At 66.0% G+C, this 16,568-nt stretch carries 18 protein-coding genes and 1 tRNA gene; 5 read left to right on the forward strand and 14 right to left on the reverse strand.

Features of this window, described 5'->3' with window-relative positions; all coding sequences use genetic code 11:
• Positions 1-15: 15 nt before the first annotated feature.
• The 5 genes from nusB to rlmB form a co-directional block, all read right to left on the reverse strand.
• The gene (gene nusB, locus M4578_RS18565; protein ID WP_258094793.1) at positions 16-507 is read right to left on the reverse strand and encodes a transcription antitermination factor NusB; all 492 of its coding nucleotides are present in this window, start codon (positions 505-507) and stop codon (positions 16-18) included.
• On the reverse strand, positions 504-1,055 hold the full coding sequence (locus M4578_RS18570) for a 6,7-dimethyl-8-ribityllumazine synthase (RefSeq protein ID WP_258094794.1): 552 nt from the start codon (positions 1,053-1,055) through the stop codon (positions 504-506). Before M4578_RS18570 ends, nusB begins: the two co-directional genes overlap by 4 nt.
• The gene (gene ribB / locus M4578_RS18575; protein ID WP_258094884.1) at positions 1,055-2,179 is read right to left on the reverse strand and encodes a 3,4-dihydroxy-2-butanone-4-phosphate synthase; all 1,125 of its coding nucleotides are present in this window, start codon (positions 2,177-2,179) and stop codon (positions 1,055-1,057) included. Before ribB ends, M4578_RS18570 begins: the two co-directional genes overlap by 1 nt.
• A 135-nt stretch (positions 2,180-2,314) precedes the next feature.
• Entirely contained in the window at positions 2,315-2,608 is a 294-nt protein-coding gene (locus tag M4578_RS18580; RefSeq protein WP_258094795.1) for a TFIIB-type zinc ribbon-containing protein, read from the reverse strand.
• A gap of 158 nt (positions 2,609-2,766) precedes the next feature.
• Entirely contained in the window at positions 2,767-3,546 is a 780-nt protein-coding gene (gene rlmB / locus M4578_RS18585; RefSeq protein WP_258094796.1) for a 23S rRNA (guanosine(2251)-2'-O)-methyltransferase RlmB, read from the reverse strand.
• A gap of 129 nt (positions 3,547-3,675) precedes the next feature.
• Between rlmB and M4578_RS18590 the strand changes: the two genes are divergently transcribed.
• Positions 3,676-3,759: transfer RNA gene (locus M4578_RS18590), tRNA-Tyr, on the forward strand.
• A 39-nt stretch (positions 3,760-3,798) separates the two neighbouring features.
• Here the strand turns inward: M4578_RS18590 and M4578_RS18595 are convergent.
• Positions 3,799-4,110 (reverse strand): DUF6476 family protein, encoded by a 312-nt coding sequence (locus M4578_RS18595; protein WP_258094797.1) that lies wholly within the window; start codon positions 4,108-4,110, stop codon positions 3,799-3,801.
• Between M4578_RS18595 and M4578_RS18600 the strand changes: the two genes are divergently transcribed.
• The 4 genes from M4578_RS18600 to phaR all read left to right on the forward strand — a co-directional run bounded on the left by M4578_RS18600 (position 4,109) and on the right by phaR (position 7,798).
• Complete coding sequence (locus tag M4578_RS18600; protein ID WP_258094798.1) at positions 4,109-5,146, forward strand: RluA family pseudouridine synthase; 1,038 nt, start codon at positions 4,109-4,111, stop codon at positions 5,144-5,146. The two genes, M4578_RS18595 and M4578_RS18600, sit on opposite strands and share 2 nt — an antisense overlap.
• Positions 5,147-5,365: 219 nt before the next feature.
• On the forward strand, positions 5,366-6,262 hold the full coding sequence (rpoH, locus tag M4578_RS18605) for an RNA polymerase sigma factor RpoH (RefSeq protein WP_258094799.1): 897 nt from the start codon (positions 5,366-5,368) through the stop codon (positions 6,260-6,262).
• Positions 6,263-6,400: 138 nt separating this feature from the next.
• Complete coding sequence (locus M4578_RS18610; protein WP_258094800.1) at positions 6,401-7,021, forward strand: NUDIX hydrolase; 621 nt, start codon at positions 6,401-6,403, stop codon at positions 7,019-7,021.
• A 228-nt stretch (positions 7,022-7,249) separates the two neighbouring features.
• On the forward strand, positions 7,250-7,798 hold the full coding sequence (gene phaR, locus M4578_RS18615; protein WP_258094801.1) for a polyhydroxyalkanoate synthesis repressor PhaR: 549 nt from the start codon (positions 7,250-7,252) through the stop codon (positions 7,796-7,798).
• 111 nt (positions 7,799-7,909) lie between these two features.
• Here the strand turns inward: phaR and M4578_RS18620 are convergent, their stop codons facing one another.
• The 8 genes from M4578_RS18620 to M4578_RS18655 all read right to left on the reverse strand — a co-directional run bounded on the left by M4578_RS18620 (position 7,910) and on the right by M4578_RS18655 (position 16,565).
• A complete protein-coding gene (locus M4578_RS18620; RefSeq protein ID WP_258094802.1) occupies positions 7,910-9,121 on the reverse strand; it encodes a DegT/DnrJ/EryC1/StrS family aminotransferase in 1,212 nt (403 codons plus the stop codon).
• Between the two features lie 132 nt (positions 9,122-9,253).
• Entirely contained in the window at positions 9,254-10,555 is a 1,302-nt protein-coding gene (locus M4578_RS18625; protein WP_258094803.1) for an NAD(P)/FAD-dependent oxidoreductase, read from the reverse strand.
• Between the two features lie 151 nt (positions 10,556-10,706).
• The gene (locus M4578_RS18630; protein ID WP_258094804.1) at positions 10,707-12,065 is read right to left on the reverse strand and encodes a glutamine synthetase family protein; all 1,359 of its coding nucleotides are present in this window, start codon (positions 12,063-12,065) and stop codon (positions 10,707-10,709) included.
• Positions 12,062-12,745, reverse strand: coding sequence for a type 1 glutamine amidotransferase (locus M4578_RS18635; RefSeq protein ID WP_258094805.1), 684 nt, complete (start codon positions 12,743-12,745; stop codon positions 12,062-12,064). Before M4578_RS18635 ends, M4578_RS18630 begins: the two co-directional genes overlap by 4 nt.
• 63 nt (positions 12,746-12,808) lie before the next feature.
• A complete protein-coding gene (locus M4578_RS18640; RefSeq protein WP_258094806.1) occupies positions 12,809-14,152 on the reverse strand; it encodes a glutamine synthetase family protein in 1,344 nt (447 codons plus the stop codon).
• A 97-nt stretch (positions 14,153-14,249) separates the two neighbouring features.
• Positions 14,250-14,666 (reverse strand): hypothetical protein, encoded by a 417-nt coding sequence (locus M4578_RS18645; protein ID WP_258094807.1) that lies wholly within the window; start codon positions 14,664-14,666, stop codon positions 14,250-14,252.
• 104 nt (positions 14,667-14,770) lie between these two features.
• Positions 14,771-15,577, reverse strand: coding sequence for an ABC transporter permease (locus tag M4578_RS18650; RefSeq protein WP_258094808.1), 807 nt, complete (start codon positions 15,575-15,577; stop codon positions 14,771-14,773).
• Positions 15,578-15,683: 106 nt separating this feature from the next.
• Positions 15,684-16,565: an ABC transporter permease gene (locus M4578_RS18655; protein ID WP_258094809.1), complete on the reverse strand. Its 882-nt coding sequence runs from the start codon at positions 16,563-16,565 to the stop codon at positions 15,684-15,686.
• Positions 16,566-16,568 lie beyond the last annotated feature (3 nt).

Below are 16,568 nucleotides of genomic sequence, written 5' to 3' on the forward strand. Positions count from 1 at the left end.
TTGGCCGACGAGGGCTCAGAAGCTCTCGGGCTTGGCCTCGCGCGCCATGTGGTCGAGCACCGCATTGACGAATTTCGGCTCGCGACCCTCGGGAAAGAAGGCGCGGGCGACATCGACATATTCGGTGATCGCCACCCGGGGCGGCGTGTCGAGCGCAACCAGCTCGGCGCCGGCGGCGCGGAACAGCGCGCGCAGCGTCGGGTCGATCCGGTCGATTGGCCATTTCGCCACCAGCGCCCGATCGGTCATCTGGTCGATCCGCGCCTGCCAGTTCACCGCTTCCGAGGTGATCTTGCCGAACAGCTCGACATCGCCCTCGATCATCTCGACGCCTTCCTCGATCTCCGCTCCGAAGCGATGGTCGAGGAACTCGTGCTGCACCTTCTCGACGGTCAGCCCCGCCAGTTCCATCTGGTAGAGCGCCTGGACGGCATAGAGCCGCGAGGCGGATTTCATCCGCCGTTTCTGATTGCCGGAAGGCGCCGGGCTGGGGGCCGGGGTGGTCATGCGCTGTCTTTTCCCTGCGAAGCGCCCGCCACCTGATATTCGTCGCGGGCGGGAACGAATCCCACCCCTTTGCGGGCGCCGCCCCACCTACGGGCCAGCGCGATCAGATGCAAGGCCGCCGCCGCCGCGCCGCCACCCTTGTTCTGCCCGGCCGCCTCGGCGCGGACGCGGGCCTGTTCGTAATTCTCGACGGTCAGGATGCCGTTGCCGATGCAGAGCCCCTGTAGCCCCAGCAGCGTCAGCGCGCGCGAGCTGTCGTTGCAGACCGTGTCGTAATGGGTGGTCTCGCCGCGGATCACGCAGCCGAGCGCTACGTAGCCGTCGAAATTCGACATCCGCTCGGCGATGCCGATGGCGCTGGGGATCTCCAGCGCACCGGGCACCTCGACCACTTCGTGAAAACCGCCGGCCGCCTCGATTTCGTCGATGGCGCCCTTCACCAGCTCGTTGGCGATGTCCTTGTAATAGGGCGCCACGACGACGAGGATCTTGACCGGCTTGTCGAATTCCGGGCGGGGCAGGGTGTAATGCGCTTCATTCGAGGCCATCAGGCACCTCCGATCTTGCGGGTGCCCACGATCTCGAGCCCATAGGCTTCGAGCCCGACAACTTTCGGGATGGGCGAATTGGTGAGCAGGACAAGCTGCGACAGACCCAGCGAGGAGAGGATCTGCGCGCCAAGCCCGTATTGCCGCAGCGTCTTGGGCGAGCTGCCCTCCTGCGGGTCGAGCTTCATGGCGGTGTCGCGCAGCAGCACGACCACGCCGCGGCCCTCGGCGGCCACGTCCTGCATGGCCTGGCGGAATTCATCGGCGCGGCCGGTATGGCCGGTGCCGACGATGTCCATCATCGGATCCATGGCATGCATCCGCACCAGCACCGGGCCGGGGGCGCAAAGATCGCCCTTGCTCAGCACGATATGTTCGTCGCCATGGGTGGTGTCGGTGTAGATCCGCATCTGCCAGTCACCGCCGAATTCCGAGGTGATGCTCTCTTCCTTCTCGACGCGCACGAGGTTGTCGTTGCGGCGGCGGTAGGAGATGAGGTCGGAAATCGTGCCGATCTTGAGCCCGTGTTTCTGGGCGAAGGCCACCAGCTCGGGCAGCCGCGACATGGTGCCGTCCTCGTTCATGATCTCGCAGATCACGCCGGCCGGGTTGAGGCCGGCGAGACGCGAGACGTCGACCGCCGCCTCGGTATGGCCCGCGCGCACCAGCACGCCGCCGGATTTCGCGCGCAGCGGAAAGACATGGCCGGGCGTGGCGATGTCGGCGGCGCCTTTCGAGGCGTCGATGGCCACGGCGATGGTCTTGGCGCGGTCGGCGGCGGAGATGCCGGTGGTCACGCCTTCGCGGGCTTCGATCGAGGTGGTGAAGGCGGTTTCATGGCGCGAGCTGTTGTTCGTCGACATGAGCTGCAGCCCGAGCTTGTCGCAGCGGTCCGGCGTCATCGACAGGCAGATGAGCCCGCGCCCGTGGGTGGCCATGAAATTGATCGCGTCGGGGGTGGCCCATTGCGCGGGGATGACCAGATCGCCCTCGTTCTCGCGGTCTTCGTGGTCGACGAGGATGAACATCCGCCCGTTGCGGGCGTCCTCGATGATTTCCTCGACCGAGGAAATCGCATCTTTCCAGTTCGCCTCGACGGGCCCCGGGTTTTCGTAATCCGCCATATCGACACCTCTCATCTCGTCTCTGCCAGATAAGAGATGCGGCGGCGCTTGGCTAGGGCGGTTTTGAGCACAGCCGCTTTGCGGGCGGGGGCGCTGCGCCATTTCGAGTCTTTGCGGAAAGATGAAAGGGCGGGGTCAGTCGAAGATGTCGTCGAGCAGATCGAAAAGCCCCTTGGCGGCTTTCTTGCCGAGGGATTTCTTTTTCTTCTTCGCCTTACGTTGCGCCTTTTCGCGTTTCGTCCGGTCTTCGGAGAACGGCGCCGGGCGGTGGCGCGGTGCATTTCGGTTGACCGCAGCGCTGCGGAGCTGCTTCAGCTCGTGCAGCGGTGCGCCGCAGGAGGCGCAGACGAGCTCGTGCCGTCCGGCATCGAGGACCAGAGCGGCGCGGCTGCCGCAATAGGAACAGGTGGCGATCTTGGTGTTCGGCATGACCCGGGATATGGGCGGTCGCCGCGCCGGACGCAAGATCCGGGGGGCAGGGACGCGCGGCGCAGAGCGCCGATTTAAGGGCGTACTGCATAGAGCATCGTTTTAAGGGCGCGCTGCATAGAGCGCTGTATCAGGCGCGCGCTGCATAGAGCGCTGATCTAAGGGCGCGCTGCATAGAGCGCGACGGCGGCGGCGTTCGAGACGTTGAGCGAGCCGAAGCCCCTGGCGAAGTCGATGCGCACCAGCCGGTCCACGGTCTCCTTCGTCTTTTCCCGAAGACCCGGACCTTCGGCGCCCAGCACCAGCGCCACGGCGCGGTCGCGGATGCCGTCGAGCGCCGCTTCGATGGTGACCTCCGCCTCGCCGTCGAGGCCCAGCACCAGATAGCCCATCTCCTGCAGCGCGCGGATCGTGTCGGCGAGGTTGCGTTCGCGCAGATAGGGCTGGCGTTCGAGCGCGCCGCTGGCGGTCTTGGCCAGCGCCCCGGTTTCGGGGGCCGAATGGTGCAGCGTGCCGATCACCGCCTGGGCGCCGAACACCTCTGCCGAGCGCAGGATGGCGCCGACGTTATGCGGGTCGGTCACCCGGTCGAGCAGCACCAGCCGGGGCGGGCGCGTGCCATCGCCAAGCGCCACATCCTCGAGCCGCCCCCAGTCGAGCGGTTTCACCTCGAGCGCCGCGCCCTGATGCACCGATTGCGGATCGAGCGGTGCCTGGAATTTGCGCGGGTCCTGCACGTCGGGCGCGATGCCGGCGGCCTCGATGGCGTCGGCCAGTTTCGCCTGGGCGTTGGGCGTGACGACTAGCTGCAGTTTCTCGCGGCGCGGGTTCATCAGCGCGTCGCGCACCGCGTGCAGCCCGAAGAGCCAGACGGTTTCGGCGGCGCGGGCCTTTTTCGCCTGCTCCTTTTCCACCACCCATTTCGGTTTCTTGACCATGACGCGCCCCTTTTGCTGCGGTGCCGGTTCCTTGCCTCCACGCCGTCCGCATCGCAAGGGATTTTCCTGTTGACGATGGTTTTGGGCGATTGTAATCAGCCGCACACGCCGGGTCACCGGCGGGAAAGTGGGCGACAGGCCGCAAGGTGTGGCAGGGGACTGTAACTCCCTCGCGGAGACGCACGCTTGGTTCGATTCCAAGGTCGCCCACCACTTTCCTCTTTCCTTGCTACAGTGTCTCCGCAACGCAGCTCAGGGCTGCGACTCGATCTTTATGGTCTGGCGCAGGTCGCCGCTGGCGCGGTCGAAGATCAGGATCCGGTCATCCTCGGTGACCACGGCGTACCAGTCCGATCCCTGGGTATAGGCGGTTGCGGTGGCGCCGCCGGGCAGGGTGATGGTCTCGGGAAGGGGCGCGCGGGCGGTCCGGTAAGAGATGACAATCATCGCGAGGATGGTTAGAAGCCCCGCGATCATCACGCCCGTCAGCACCGTCACCAGCAGGCGCAGAAAGCGCAGGTTGGCCGGTTCGGGCAGGTTCTCGGGGTCTGGAGTCTGGGACATGGACACACCTTTGCGCATCGTCATCGGGGAAGCCCCGCCGCCGCGCCTTGATAAGGCGCTGGCGCGCGATGTGCCAGAGGAAGCGGCCTTGTCGCGCACGCGGCTGGCGAAACTCATCGCCGAGGGCGCGGTGACGCGCGGGACGGAGGTGCTGAGCGATCCCAAGGCGAAGGTGGCCGAGGGCGACGAGATCGTCATTGCCGTCCCGCAGGCCGAGGAGAGCCATATCGGTCCCGAGGACATCCCGCTGGAGATTGTCTGGGAGGACGACGACCTCGTGGTGGTCAACAAACCCGCCGGCATGGTGGTGCATCCCGCGCCCGGCACGCCCACGGGCACGCTGGTCAATGCGCTGCTGCATCATTTCGGCGGGCGGCTTTCCGGCGTCGGCGGGGTGGCGCGGCCCGGCATCGTACACCGGATCGACAAGGACACCTCCGGCCTGCTGGTGGTGGCGAAATCGGATCGCGCGCATCACGGGCTCGCGGCGCAGTTCGAGGCGCATAGCGCCGAGCGCGCCTATCTCGCGGTGGTCCATGGGGTGCCCGACGCGGGCGATCCGCGTCTGGTGGGCACGCGCGGTGTCTCGGTGGAGCCGGGGGGCGTGATCCGGATCCAGTCGGGGCTGGCGCGGCACAAGACCGACCGGCAGCGCCAGGCGGTCTATTTCGACGGGCAGGGGCGGCACGCGGTGACACGGGCACGGGTGCTGGAACGTTTCGGGCAGCCGCCCGCCATGGCGCTGGTGGAATGCCGTCTGGAAACCGGGCGCACGCATCAGATTCGCGTGCATATGGCCCATGCGGGCCACGGGCTGGTGGGCGATCCGGTCTATGGCGGGCGGCGCAAGCCGCCGCTCAAGGCGCTGGGGCCGCAAGCGGCAGAGGCGGTGCACATCTTCGACCGTCAGGCGTTGCACGCGGCGGAGCTGGGCTTCGATCATCCGGTGACCGGCGCGCGCCTGCGCTTCGCGGCGCCGCTGCCCGAGGATATGAGCCAGCTTCTGACTGCGCTGCGGGCGACGTCTGGCGTATAGCGATTTTCGCACAACTCGGGTGCGGTTTTTGGAAATCGCAGCATTCCTGCACGAGTGTTACCGTCTTCCCAATTCGGTGAGCGCGTCATTTTGACGGCTCCGACCGACGGAAAGCTGCGTTACCGTCGTATCAAGGTTTGACGGCCATAAGGCTTGAAATTCACACACGGGCGCCCATATGGGATGTTAAGGCCCGTAACATTGGAGGAAACAGGGTACGTGAGCAACTATGCCAATCTCCCGGCGCCGTCCCCCGAAGCGGGGCTGAGCCGCTATCTCTCCGAAATCCGGAAGTTCCCGCTGCTGGAGCCGGAAGAGGAATATATGCTGGCCAAGCGCTGGGTCGAGGATCAGGATGCCGCTTCGGCGCATAAGCTGGTCACCAGCCACCTGCGCCTCGCTGCCAAGATCGCCATGGGCTATCGCGGCTACGGGCTGCCGCAGGCCGAGGTGATTTCCGAGGCCAATGTGGGTCTGATGCAGGCGGTCAAGCGGTTCGACCCGGAAAAAGGGTTTCGCCTGGCGACCTATGCCATGTGGTGGATCCGCGCCTCGATCCAGGAATATATCCTGCGGTCCTGGTCGCTGGTGAAACTGGGTACGACCTCGGCGCAGAAGAAGCTGTTCTTCAATCTGCGCAAGGCCAAGTCGCGCATCGGCGCGCTGGAAGAAGGGGACCTGCGCCCGGAACATGTGGAAAAGATCGCCACCGATCTGGGCGTGACACAGGACGAGGTGATCTCGATGAACCGGCGCCTGTCGGGCGGCGATGCCTCGCTGAACGCGACCGTGGGCAGCGATGACGACGGCTCGATGCAATGGCAGGACTGGCTGGAGGACGAAGACGCCGACCAGGCCGCCGATTACGCCGAGCGCAACGAGCTGGAGGCGCGGCGCAGCCTGCTGGCGCAGGCCATGGACGTGCTGAACGACCGCGAGAAGGACATCCTGACCCAGCGCCGGCTGACCGAACAGGCGGTGACGCTCGAGGAGCTGTCGGGTGTCTATGACGTGAGCCGCGAGCGGATCCGCCAGATCGAGGTGCGTGCGTTCGAAAAGCTGCAAAAGCGCATGCGCGAGCTGGCCGAGGAACAGGGGATGATGGCCGAGGCGTAAAGCCGCTGCCTGTCCCGAGACAGACCGCCCGCCCCGGAAACGGGGCGGGCGTTTTGCATTTATGGGGCACCCGGCATCTTGCGTTTCTGCCCGGCTTGGGCATTTTGCACCGGCGTGGGGCGTTCCGGAGGGCATGGCATGGAAGACATCTGGCTGCGCTATGCCAAGCGCCTTCAGGCCTTGGCGACAACAGGTGCGACCTATGCGACCGACCGCTACGATCAGGAACGCTATCAGGAAATCGGACAGATCGCGGTCGAGATGATGGCGGCCCTCGGGACCGTGCCGGTCGCGCGGATCGAGGCCCTGGTCGGCCCGTTTGCGCAGGGCTATGCCACGCCGAAGGTCGATGTGCGCGGCGCGGTTTTTTCCGGCGACAGAATCCTTCTGGTCCGTGAGCGGGCGGACGGGTTGTGGGCGCTTCCTGGCGGATTCGCCGATATCGGCCTCTCGCCCGCCGAGAACATTGCCAAGGAGATCCGCGAGGAAACCTGCCTCGAGGTGCGCGTGGCGGCGCTGATTGGCGTCCGCCACAAGGCCAAGGGCGCCCATGCGCCGGATGTCCGGGATTTTTACAAGCTGTTCTTCGCCTGTGACGTCACGGGAACATCGGATCTGCCACGCGATGCCGACATCCTCGAATGGGGCTATTTCCCCAAGGACGAGGTGCCACCATTGTCGCAGGGCCGGACATCGCAGGCGGATATCGAGATGGCCTTCGCCTATCGGCATGGCCCCGGCGAGGCAGCCTTTCACTGAACAGTCGGATGCCGGTCGCGTTTCGGCCGGAACGCGGGGTGGCCCGTCTGAGATCTGACCGGGGCCGTGCTCGTTTCGAGGAAGGAGACCGGCCAAGATCCGGCGCCGCTGTCCAGAAACGGCCAAGGCTCCGAACCGCCGAGTCTGTTTCCGGTAACGCAAGGCTTTTCTTTTTTTCTGCGCTCGCATAGGCTTTTCTGCAACGCTGCATGCCAGGGAGGGCGCCACGTGGCTGATAAAGAAAAACCGTTGCTGATCAAACGTTACGCCAGCCGCCGTCTCTACAATACGGAGACGAGCGACTATGTCACGCTCGAGGACATCGCGGGGTTCATCCGCGACGGGCGCGATGTTCAGATCGTCGATCTGAAATCGGGCGACGACCTGACCCGGCAATATCTGCTGCAAATCGTTGCCGAGCATGAAAGTCGGGGCGAGTCGGTGCTGCCGATCAATGTGCTGACCGATTTGGTGCGCAGCTACACGACCCAGGCGACCTCGGTGGTGCCGCAATTCCTTGCGGCGAGTTTCGAGGCGTTCCGCGACAGCCAGTCGAAATGGGCCGAAAGCATGAGCCACATGAACCCGATGATGCCCAAGATACCCGGGTTCGAGGCGATGCAGGCGCAGCAGGAGGCGTTCCTCAAGGCGATGACCGGCGGCATGGGTTCGCAATGGTCCGGCCCCGAGGGCGAAGGCGAAGAGGGCGAAGACCTCGACGCCATCAAGAAGCAGCTCGCGGAGCTTCAGGCCAAATTGTCCAAGATGGGCAAGTGACCGGCTGCCCGCCGCGCGCCTTGGCGCGGGGCGGCGGGCAAGCCTATGGTCACCGGAACAAGCCGGCGGCCCGACCGGGCCGCTGGCGTTTTATGCGCCGGTCAGCGACCGTCAGGTGCCGTAAGCGCGGGCCTCGCCCATGACCGCCTCGGCGGCATTCACCAGGACATCCGCCACCGCAGAACAATCCTCGAGCGTCAGCCGCGCCGGAAGGCGGGTGTCGCAGGCGCGTTCCAGCATGGCACGGGTGCGCGGCAGCTCGGGAATCTCGCCGATGAACTGCCAGTTCCAGAAGGCGCGGGCGTTGTCGGCCGACAGGCCGAAGACCTGCACCTTCACCCCCATCGCATCCGCGGCCTCGGCAAAGGCGCGCATCTCGTCGCGATCCATGCCCACCAGGTTGAATTGCAGCGAATCCGGCGCCCGCTCTTCCGGGCCCAGCTTCTCGGGCACCTCGATCCAGGGGCTGCGGGTGATCCGCGCGGCCACGAAATCGTGGTTGCGGCGCCCGTCGCGCACCCGGCGGTCGACATGGCCGAGCTGCGGGCGGATCACCGCCGCCGAGAGGTTGGACATGCGCAGATTGTAGAGCGGCAGCTTGTTCTGCCAGCGCGCAAAGGCCTCTTCCAGATCGGCGGAATTGTCGCCGCGGCTCATGTGTTTCTTCCAGTTGTGCTCATAGGCCCCCGAAAGGATGACCGCCCGCGCCACGACATCTGCGTCGTCGGTGATCAGAACACCGCCTTCGCCGGCATTCACCAGCTTGTAGCTCTGGAAGGAGAAACAGCCGATCTTGCCGATGGTGCCGATCTTGCGTCCGCCCCAGACGGTGCCCAGCGAATGCGCCGCATCCTCGATCACGGGAATGCCGCGCGCGTCGCAAAGCGCCATGATCGCGTCCATATCCGAGGTATGGCCGCGCATATGGCTGATGATCACCGCCGAGACGCCATCGAGCTTGGCCTCGAAATCCGCCAGATCGACGCGGTAATTGTCGCCCACCTCGCACAGCACCGGCACGCAATCCGCATGCACCACCGAGGAGGGCACGGCGGCAAAGGTGAACCCGGGCAGCAGCACGCGCGCGTCGCGCGGCAGCCCCAGCGCCTTCAGCGACAGGAACAGCGCCGCCGAACAGCTCGACACCGCCAGTGCGTATTTCGCGCCCATGAGGGCGGCGAATTCCCGTTCGAGCAGCGCCACCGGCGCATCCTCGGGCGCGGTGTAGCGGAAGAGGTCGCCCGATTGCAGCAGGCGGTCGATCTCGGCACGGGCCTCCGCCGGGATCGGCTCGGCGTCATGCATGTTGGGCAAACGGTCCATATTTCAAAATCCCGAATACTGGCTTTGTGAAATCTTAAACAGCAGCTCTGTGACAGCCAAGTGAAAACCGCGCCCGAAGGGGCGCGGTTTTTCGCGGGGTGACGCAACGTTGCGACAGGTTGCGACAGGGGGTCAGATGCCGATCCGGTCGCGCAGCGCGTACCAGGTCATCGCCAGCGTCAGCAGCGGGCTGCGGAAGGCCGGGCCGCCGGGAAAGGGCGGCACGGGCAGGGCGGCCATGGCGTCGAACCCGTCGGACTGGCCGCGCAGCGCCTCGGCCAGCAGCCGCCCCGCATGCACGGCGGTGCCCACGCCATGACCGGAATAGCCCGAGGCCGAGAGGATATTGGGCGCCAGCCGCACCAGATAGGGCAGGCGCTTCATGGTGATCGCCAGCGTGCCGCCCCAAGCGTAGTCGATGCGCACGCCCCTAAGATGCGGAAAGATCTCCAGCATCGGCTTGCGCACCGTGGCGGCAATGTCCTTCGGAAAGCGGTAACCATAGCTCTCGCCGCCCCCGAACAGCAGCCGCCTGTCCGGGCTCAGCCGGAAATAATTCACCACATGGCGCGAATCCGCCACCGCCACGTCGCGGGTCAGCACCTCCCGCACCCGGTCCCCCAGCGGCTCGGTCGCGACGATGAAATTGTTGATCGGCATGACCCGCCGCGCCACCTTCGGCTGCAACCGCCCCAGATAGCCGTTGGCGGCATAGATCACCTGGCGCGCGCGCACCTTGCCGCTTTCGCCCTGCACGACGCAGTCGCCGCCCTCCTGCACCTGCAGCACAAGGCTCCGCTCGAAGATCCGCGCCCCGGCGGCCGCCGCCGCCCGCGCCAGCCCCTGGGCAAAGCGCAGCGGGTGCAGATGCCCCGCGCCCATATCCAGCACCCCGCCCTTGTAATCGGGCGAGGGGCAAAGCGCGTGAAACGCCTCCGCGTCCAGCGTCTCGATCTCGTAGCCATAGGCGTCGCCCATATGCGCGGCGTAGTCATGCAGATGCGCCACCTCGCCGGCGCGCGAGCCGCACCAGGCCACGCCGTCGCGCAGGTCGCAGTCGATGCCATGGCGCGCGATCAGATCCCGCACCAGATCCTTGGCTTCCTCGCCCAGATCCCAGAGATGGCGCGCGTCGTCCTGCCCCACCATCGCCTCCAGCGACAGCTGGTCCTGCCGCTGACCCGAGCCCAGCTGCCCGCCATTGCGCCCCGAGGCGCCGAACCCCACCCGATGCGCCTCCAGCACCACCACGTCGCGCCCGGCCTCCGCCAGATGCAGCGCCGCGGACAGCCCGGTGAACCCGGCCCCCACGATACAGACATCGGCCCGGATCTCGCCTTTCAGAACCGGAAACGCCGGAAGATGCGACGCGGTGGCGGCGTACCAGCTCTCGGGATAGAAGCCGCGTTTGTCGTTGGAAAACAGCAGGTTCACGCACCCCCTCCCTTCTTCTCTTTCCAAATACGCATGGCCGGACCCGCGCCACAGGCAGGCCCGTCTCATAGGCGTCACAGACCCACGGGCCCCGAGGCAAAGGGCAAAGCCCGGCGCCGAGACAGCCTGCGCGCGTCAGCGCCCCGCCGGATCAGACGTTCAACAGCAGGTGCTCGCGCTCCCAGGGGCTGATCACCGCGAGGAACTCCTCGTATTCCGCCCGTTTCACGATCGCATAGACCCGCGCGAATTCCGGTCCCAGCACGCCGTGCAGCGCGTCCGCCTCGTCCCAGAGATCCAGCGCCGAGCCCAGCACGCGGGGAATGTCGCCCTCGCCCTCATAGGCATCGCCGCGGAACTGCTTCGACGGCCGCCGCTCCTCCATCATCCCCAGATAGCCGCAGGCCAGCGAGGCGGCGATTCCCAGATAGGGGTTGCAGTCCATGCCCGCCAGCCGGTTCTCGATCCGGCGGCTGTCCGGTCCCGAGAGCGGAATGCGGATGCCGGTGGTGCGGTTGTCGCGGCCCCATTCCAGATTGATCGGCGCCGCGTGGTCGCGCACATAGCGGCGGTAGGAGTTCACATAGGGCGCCATCACCGCCACCGCCGCCGGCAGATGGGTCTGCAAGCCGCCGATGAAGTGGAAAAACGCGTCCGTCTCGCCGCCCTGCGGGCCGGAAAAGATGTTCCGCCCGGTCTCCACATCCATCACCGAATGGTGGATATGCATGGCAGAGCCCGGCTCGTTGGCGATGGGTTTCGCCATGAAAGTGGCAAAACAATCGTGGCGCAGCGCCGCCTCGCGAATGAGCCGCTTGAAGTAGAACACCTCGTCGGCAAGCTTCACCGGATCGCCATGCCGCAGGTTGATCTCCAGCTGCCCGGCGCCGCCCTCCTGGGTGATGCCGTCGATCTCGAACCCCTGCGCCTCGGCGAAATCGTAGATATCGTCGATCACCGGGCCGAATTCGTCCACGGCGGTCATCGAATAGGCCTGGCGCGCGGCGGCGGGGCGGCCCGAGCGGCCCATCATAGGCTCGATTTCCTTGGCCGGATCGAGGTTGCGCGCGACGATGAAAAATTCCATCTCCGGCGCCACCACCGGCTTCCAGCCCTGCTCCTCATAGAGCTTCACCACGCGTTTCAGCACGTTGCGCGGCGCATAGGGGATCGGCTCGCCATGCCGGTCAAAGGCGTCGTGGATCACCTGCAGCGTCCAGTCGCCGGTCCAGGGCGCGGCACTGGCGGTGGACATGTCGGGCTTGAGGATCATGTCGCGCTCGATAAAGCCCTCTTCGCCCGCCGCTTCGCCCCATTCGCCGGTGATGGTCTGGTAAAAGATCGAATCCGGCAGGTGGAAATAGGCTTGGCGCGCGAATTTCGAGGCGGGCACCGCCTTGCCGCGCGCAATGCCCGGCAGGTCGGCGACGATGCATTCCACCTCGTCCAGCCGGCGGTTTTCCAGATAGGCGGCGGCGGCTTCGGGCAGTTTTTCCGACCAGTCGCTCATGCGATGCGCCCTTCCTTGAAAAACCGCACGAACTGCGCGCCGAGATCGGCGCTGTCGAGCGGCGTGGCCAGCTTGGCGGTGGCGTCCTCAAGCAGCGGCTGCGGCACCACGCCCGGCGCGCGGTGGGTGATCAGCCCCTTGACGAAATCGTCGCCGAATTCCGGGTGCGGCTGCACCGTATAGGCATGGCCGGGATAGAGCAGGGCCGCGTATTTGCAGCGCTCGGCCGAGGCCACGACCTCCGCCCCCGGCGGCAGCTCGGTCACCTGATCCTGATGCCAGGCATGCACCAGCTTCACCCCGTCGGGGTAGCGGTAGAGCGTCGGCCCCACGGTCCAGCCGCCCTCGAATTTCTCGACCTTGCCGCCAAGCGCCTGGGCGATGATCTGATGGCCGAAGCAAACGCCCACCAGCGGCTTGCCGGAGGCATAGATGTCGCGGATGAGCTGTTCCAGCGGCGGGATCCAGGGATGATCCTCATAGGCACCGTGGCGCGAGCCGGTGATCAGCCAGCCATCGGCGTCCCCGGGGCCCTGCGGAAAGTCGTTCTCGACCACGCTCCAGGTCTGGAAGTCAAAGCCCTGACCGCCCAGCAGCCGCTGGAACAGCTCGGGGTAATCGCCAGCCTCCTCGACAAGAACGTCGGGGACGAGGCCGGTTCGCAGAATGCCGATTTTCATAAAGCACCAATGTCGTTGATGGGCGCGAGCCTAGTCCCGCCGCCGGAACGCGGCAAGGGGGGCTCAGACCGTGTCGAGATAGATTTCCACCTGCTCGGCGGGCGAGAGCTCGGACATGAAATGCAGCTCCTGCCGCTTGGTCAGCAGCAGGTTGCGGATCAGCCCTTCGGGCAGGATGCGCGGCATCACACTGCTGTCCTCGAAGGCGTCCATCGCGCCCTTCCAGGTGCCGGGGATCAGCGGCAGATCCTGCGCATAGGCATTGCCGGTGATCGGCGGGGGCGGCTCGGTCATGTCCTCGATGCCGTTCAGCGCGGCGCCCAGCAGCGTCGCCAGCAGCAGGTAGGGGTTCACGTCGCCGCCCGCGACCCGGTGCTCGATGCGGCGTCCCTTGGGGCTGCCGCCGGGAATGCGGATCGCCGAGGTGCGGTTCTCATAGGCCCAGGAGATGCCGCAGGGGGCGTGATTCTCGGGCACCAGCCGGTCGTAGCTGTTCTGATGCGGGGCAAAGATCAGCGTGCTGTCATGCATCGCTTCCATCAGCCCACCCACCGCGTGACGCATCTGGTCGGTGCCCTTGGGGCCACCGTCGTCGAAGATGTTGTTGCCGTCCGCGTCCAGGACCGAGAAATGCACATGCATGCCCGAGCCGGCATAATCCTCATAGGGTTTCGCCATGAAGGAAGCGGCAAACCCGTGCCGCCGCGCCAGCCCGCGCACCAGCATCTTGAAAAGCCAGGCATCGTCTGCCGCGCGCAACGCATCCGGCTGGTGCATGAGATTGATCTCGAACTGCCCGAGCCCGGCTTCGGAAATCGCCGTGTCGGCGGGAATGTCCATGTCCTCGCAGGCATCGTAAAGATCGGTGAAGAAGATGTCGAAGGCGTCGAGCGCGCGGATCGACAGCACCTCGGCGGCCTTGCGTCGCTTCTGAGACCGCGGCGAGAGCGGCACCTGCAGCGACTTGCCGCTGTCGTCGATCAGGAAAAACTCCATCTCCACGGCCACCACCGGCGTCAGCCCGCGCGCCTTGTAGCGCTTGACCACCTGCGCCAGCGCATGGCGCGGGTCGCCCTCGAAGGGGCGGCCGTCCTCGCGATACATCCAGATCGGGAGAAGCGCGGTCGGCGCCTCCAGCCAGGGCATCGGCACAAAGCCGCGCTCGGTGGGTTTCAGCACCCCGTCGCGGTCGCCGGTCTCGAAGACCAGCGGGCTGTCGTCGATGTCCTCGCCCCAGATGTCGAGGTTCAGCACGGACATGGGAAAGCGTGTGCCCTCTTCGACGACCTTGTCGGCGAAGCGCGCGGGCACGCGCTTGCCGCGCGGTTGTCCGTTGAGGTCGGAGGCCGCCACGCGGATGGTGCGGACCTGCGGGTTCTTGCGCAGCCAGCTTTTCGGGTCGTTCATCGGTCTATCCAGAATTTGATCAAATTATGGATAGCGCGGCCCGCAGGGGGCTGGCAAGGGAAAAGCCGCGCCACGCGCGGGCGTGGCGCGGCTGCGCCTAGCGGATGGACACCGGCAGCCGGAATCCCACGGTCTTGCCCGCGTCCTTGTCGTTGCCCATCAGATAGACTCGGATCGTGTAGTCGCCGCTTTCGGGCAGGGTGACGTTGGCCTCATGCCCGTCGCGAGAGCCGACAAAGAGCGCCTCCCAGGTGGCGCCCGGCGGCATGATGTTGAAATAGATCGTCCCGTTGCCGTTGGTGCCATCGACGATCACCCGCGCCTCCAGCGTCTGGCCCTTCCCGGCGCCGAGCAGGTAGTCGATATAGGCGTTGCCCTTGATCGTCCCGCTGATCGTGGCACCCGATGCGCCTTTCTCGAATTCGACGCGAGACTGCGTCTGCGGCAGGGCGGGGGTGGCGAAAAGGCCGGTGGCGATGACGGCGGCCAGAAGGCCGGCGGTGCGCTTTGGCATGGGGTCCTCGCTTGGCTGAGCGCGGGCAGGCGACACTGCCCGGCGTCATCATGCGCGCAGGCGGCCCGGACGCAAAGCGGTTTCGGCATGGCCCGGGGGGCGCCTCAGCGCATGAGGTTCGGGCGGTAACGGATGCGCGTCTTGCGGGCCTGCGGCAGATGCCGGTTCAGGCGGCGGTTGATGGCGCCGAAGATGCCGATGATCGTCAGGGTCAGAACGATGAAATAGCCCGCGAGGATCGGGTAGGCGATGAACGGGTTGAAGGTCTTGTCGGCGAAGTAGCTCGCGTAATAAAGCGCGTCGCCCCGCTGCTGCCAGGCGGGAAAGCCCGAGAAGAACACCAGCGTCGTGGCGTGGAACAGAAAGATCGCCTCGTTGGTATAGGCGGGCCAGGCCAGCCGCAGCATGGTCGGCCAGACGATCTTGCGGAACCGCGGCCAGCCCGAGAACCCGTAGGCATCCGCCGCCTCGACATCGCCCCTGGGTATCGACAGCAGCGCGCCATAGAAGATCTCGCCGGAATAGGCGGCGGTGTTGAGAAACAGCACCACCAGCGCGCCCAGCCAGGCCGAGGTGAAGGGCGAGAAGACGGGCGAGACCGATTTCAGGCTGAGAAACAGGAAATAGGCAAAGAAGAACTGGATGAAGAGCGGCGAGCCCCGGAAGACAAAGATGAACCATTCCGACAGCTTGCGCAGCGGGGTGATCTTCGACGCCTTGCCCACCGCGACCGCCGTGGCCAGAAAGAACCCCGAGATCAGCGCCACCACGCCGAAATAGACGTTCCAGATCATGCCCGAGCCGATCAGCACCACCTGCTTGCAGATGGTGAAATCGTCGCGCGGCAGCAGCCGCTCGCCGATCCCCAGCGAGCGCAGCCCGTAATCCGCCACCACATCCCAGCAGCTCATGCGCGGTCCCCCTGCGCGATTCTGCCCTTCTTCTCTTTCAAAATACGCCCCTTCTGTCCGCGCAGCGGACCGGGGCAACGCTCCCCTGCGGCGCGGCACATCCGCCTCATGCCGCCTTCCTCTGGGCTTCGCCGCCCATGGTCGCCTGCCCGTGGGTGAGCTTTTTCATCAGCCGGTCGAGCACGATCTCGGAAAGCCGCGTGAAGGCCAGGTAGAAGACCAGCAGCCCGAGGAAATACCACACTCGCCAGTCGCCATGCGGGTAATCGGTGAAGCGCGCGGTCTTGGCGCCGCCCAGATCGCGCGCCCAGTAGACGATGTCCTCGACCCCCAGCAGGAACAGCAGCGGCGTGGCCTTGATCAGCACCATCCAGAGGTTCGAGAGGCCGGGCAGCGCATAGACCCACATCTGCGGAATGAGGATCCGCCAGAAGATCTGGCGATGGGTCATGCCATAGGCCTCCGCCGTTTCCAGCTGCGCATGCGGCACCGCGCGCATCGCGCCGAACAGCACATTGGCGGCAAAGGCGCCGAAGACGATGGCGAAGGTCACGACGGCCAGCGTGAACCCGTAGATCTCGTGCCAGATCTGCGGCGCGGTGGAGAGCGGCAGCTTGGCCGCCTGACAGACGATGAAATCCGAGCCCTGACGGATCGGCTGATCCCAGTCGGGGCATTTGACCTTGTGCCGCAGGTATTCCAGCCCCTGATCCAGCGCGATCACGAAGAACAGGAAGAACACGATGTCGGGCACGCCGCGCACCATGGCGATATAGAGCTTGCCGAGCCAGCTCAGCGGCGCAAAGCGCGCGCGGGCGGCGGCGGCACCCGCAAAGCCGAACCCCAGCGCCACCGGCGCGGTGATCGCCAGCAGCAAGAGCACCGTCCCGAAGGAGGCGTAGAACAGCATCAGCTTGCCCGTCGTCAGGTAGCAGGCAAACCAGGCCGGGGCCGCGAGGACCGAAGGGTCGGTGCAATAGGAAAACATGGG

Source organism: Salipiger pentaromativorans (assembly GCF_024721115.1).
GTDB classification, from domain to species: domain Bacteria; phylum Pseudomonadota; class Alphaproteobacteria; order Rhodobacterales; family Rhodobacteraceae; genus Salipiger; species Salipiger pentaromativorans.

Excerpts from the sequence above, each read along its gene's own strand:
- M4578_RS18640 (WP_258094806.1), bottom strand. The coding sequence starts at position 14,152 with ATGAACGACCCGAAAAGCTGGCTGCGCAAGAACCCGCAGGTCCGCACC.
- M4578_RS18580 (WP_258094795.1), bottom strand. The coding sequence starts at position 2,608 with ATGCCGAACACCAAGATCGCCACCTGTTCCTATTGCGGCAGCCGCGCC.
- M4578_RS18600 (WP_258094798.1), top strand. The coding sequence starts at position 4,109 with ATGGACACACCTTTGCGCATCGTCATCGGGGAAGCCCCGCCGCCGCGC.
- M4578_RS18650 (WP_258094808.1), bottom strand. The coding sequence starts at position 15,577 with ATGAGCTGCTGGGATGTGGTGGCGGATTACGGGCTGCGCTCGCTGGGG.
- rlmB (WP_258094796.1), bottom strand. The coding sequence starts at position 3,546 with ATGGTCAAGAAACCGAAATGGGTGGTGGAAAAGGAGCAGGCGAAAAAG.
- M4578_RS18635 (WP_258094805.1), bottom strand. The coding sequence starts at position 12,745 with ATGAAAATCGGCATTCTGCGAACCGGCCTCGTCCCCGACGTTCTTGTC.
- nusB (WP_258094793.1), bottom strand. The coding sequence starts at position 507 with ATGACCACCCCGGCCCCCAGCCCGGCGCCTTCCGGCAATCAGAAACGG.
- M4578_RS18645 (WP_258094807.1), bottom strand. The coding sequence starts at position 14,666 with ATGCCAAAGCGCACCGCCGGCCTTCTGGCCGCCGTCATCGCCACCGGC.
- M4578_RS18570 (WP_258094794.1), bottom strand. The coding sequence starts at position 1,055 with ATGGCCTCGAATGAAGCGCATTACACCCTGCCCCGCCCGGAATTCGAC.
- M4578_RS18620 (WP_258094802.1), bottom strand. The coding sequence starts at position 9,121 with ATGGACCGTTTGCCCAACATGCATGACGCCGAGCCGATCCCGGCGGAG.
- ribB (WP_258094884.1), bottom strand. The coding sequence starts at position 2,179 with ATGGCGGATTACGAAAACCCGGGGCCCGTCGAGGCGAACTGGAAAGAT.
- M4578_RS18655 (WP_258094809.1), bottom strand. The coding sequence starts at position 16,565 with ATGTTTTCCTATTGCACCGACCCTTCGGTCCTCGCGGCCCCGGCCTGG.
- M4578_RS18595 (WP_258094797.1), bottom strand. The coding sequence starts at position 4,110 with ATGTCCCAGACTCCAGACCCCGAGAACCTGCCCGAACCGGCCAACCTG.
- M4578_RS18630 (WP_258094804.1), bottom strand. The coding sequence starts at position 12,065 with ATGAGCGACTGGTCGGAAAAACTGCCCGAAGCCGCCGCCGCCTATCTG.
- M4578_RS18610 (WP_258094800.1), top strand. The coding sequence starts at position 6,401 with ATGGAAGACATCTGGCTGCGCTATGCCAAGCGCCTTCAGGCCTTGGCG.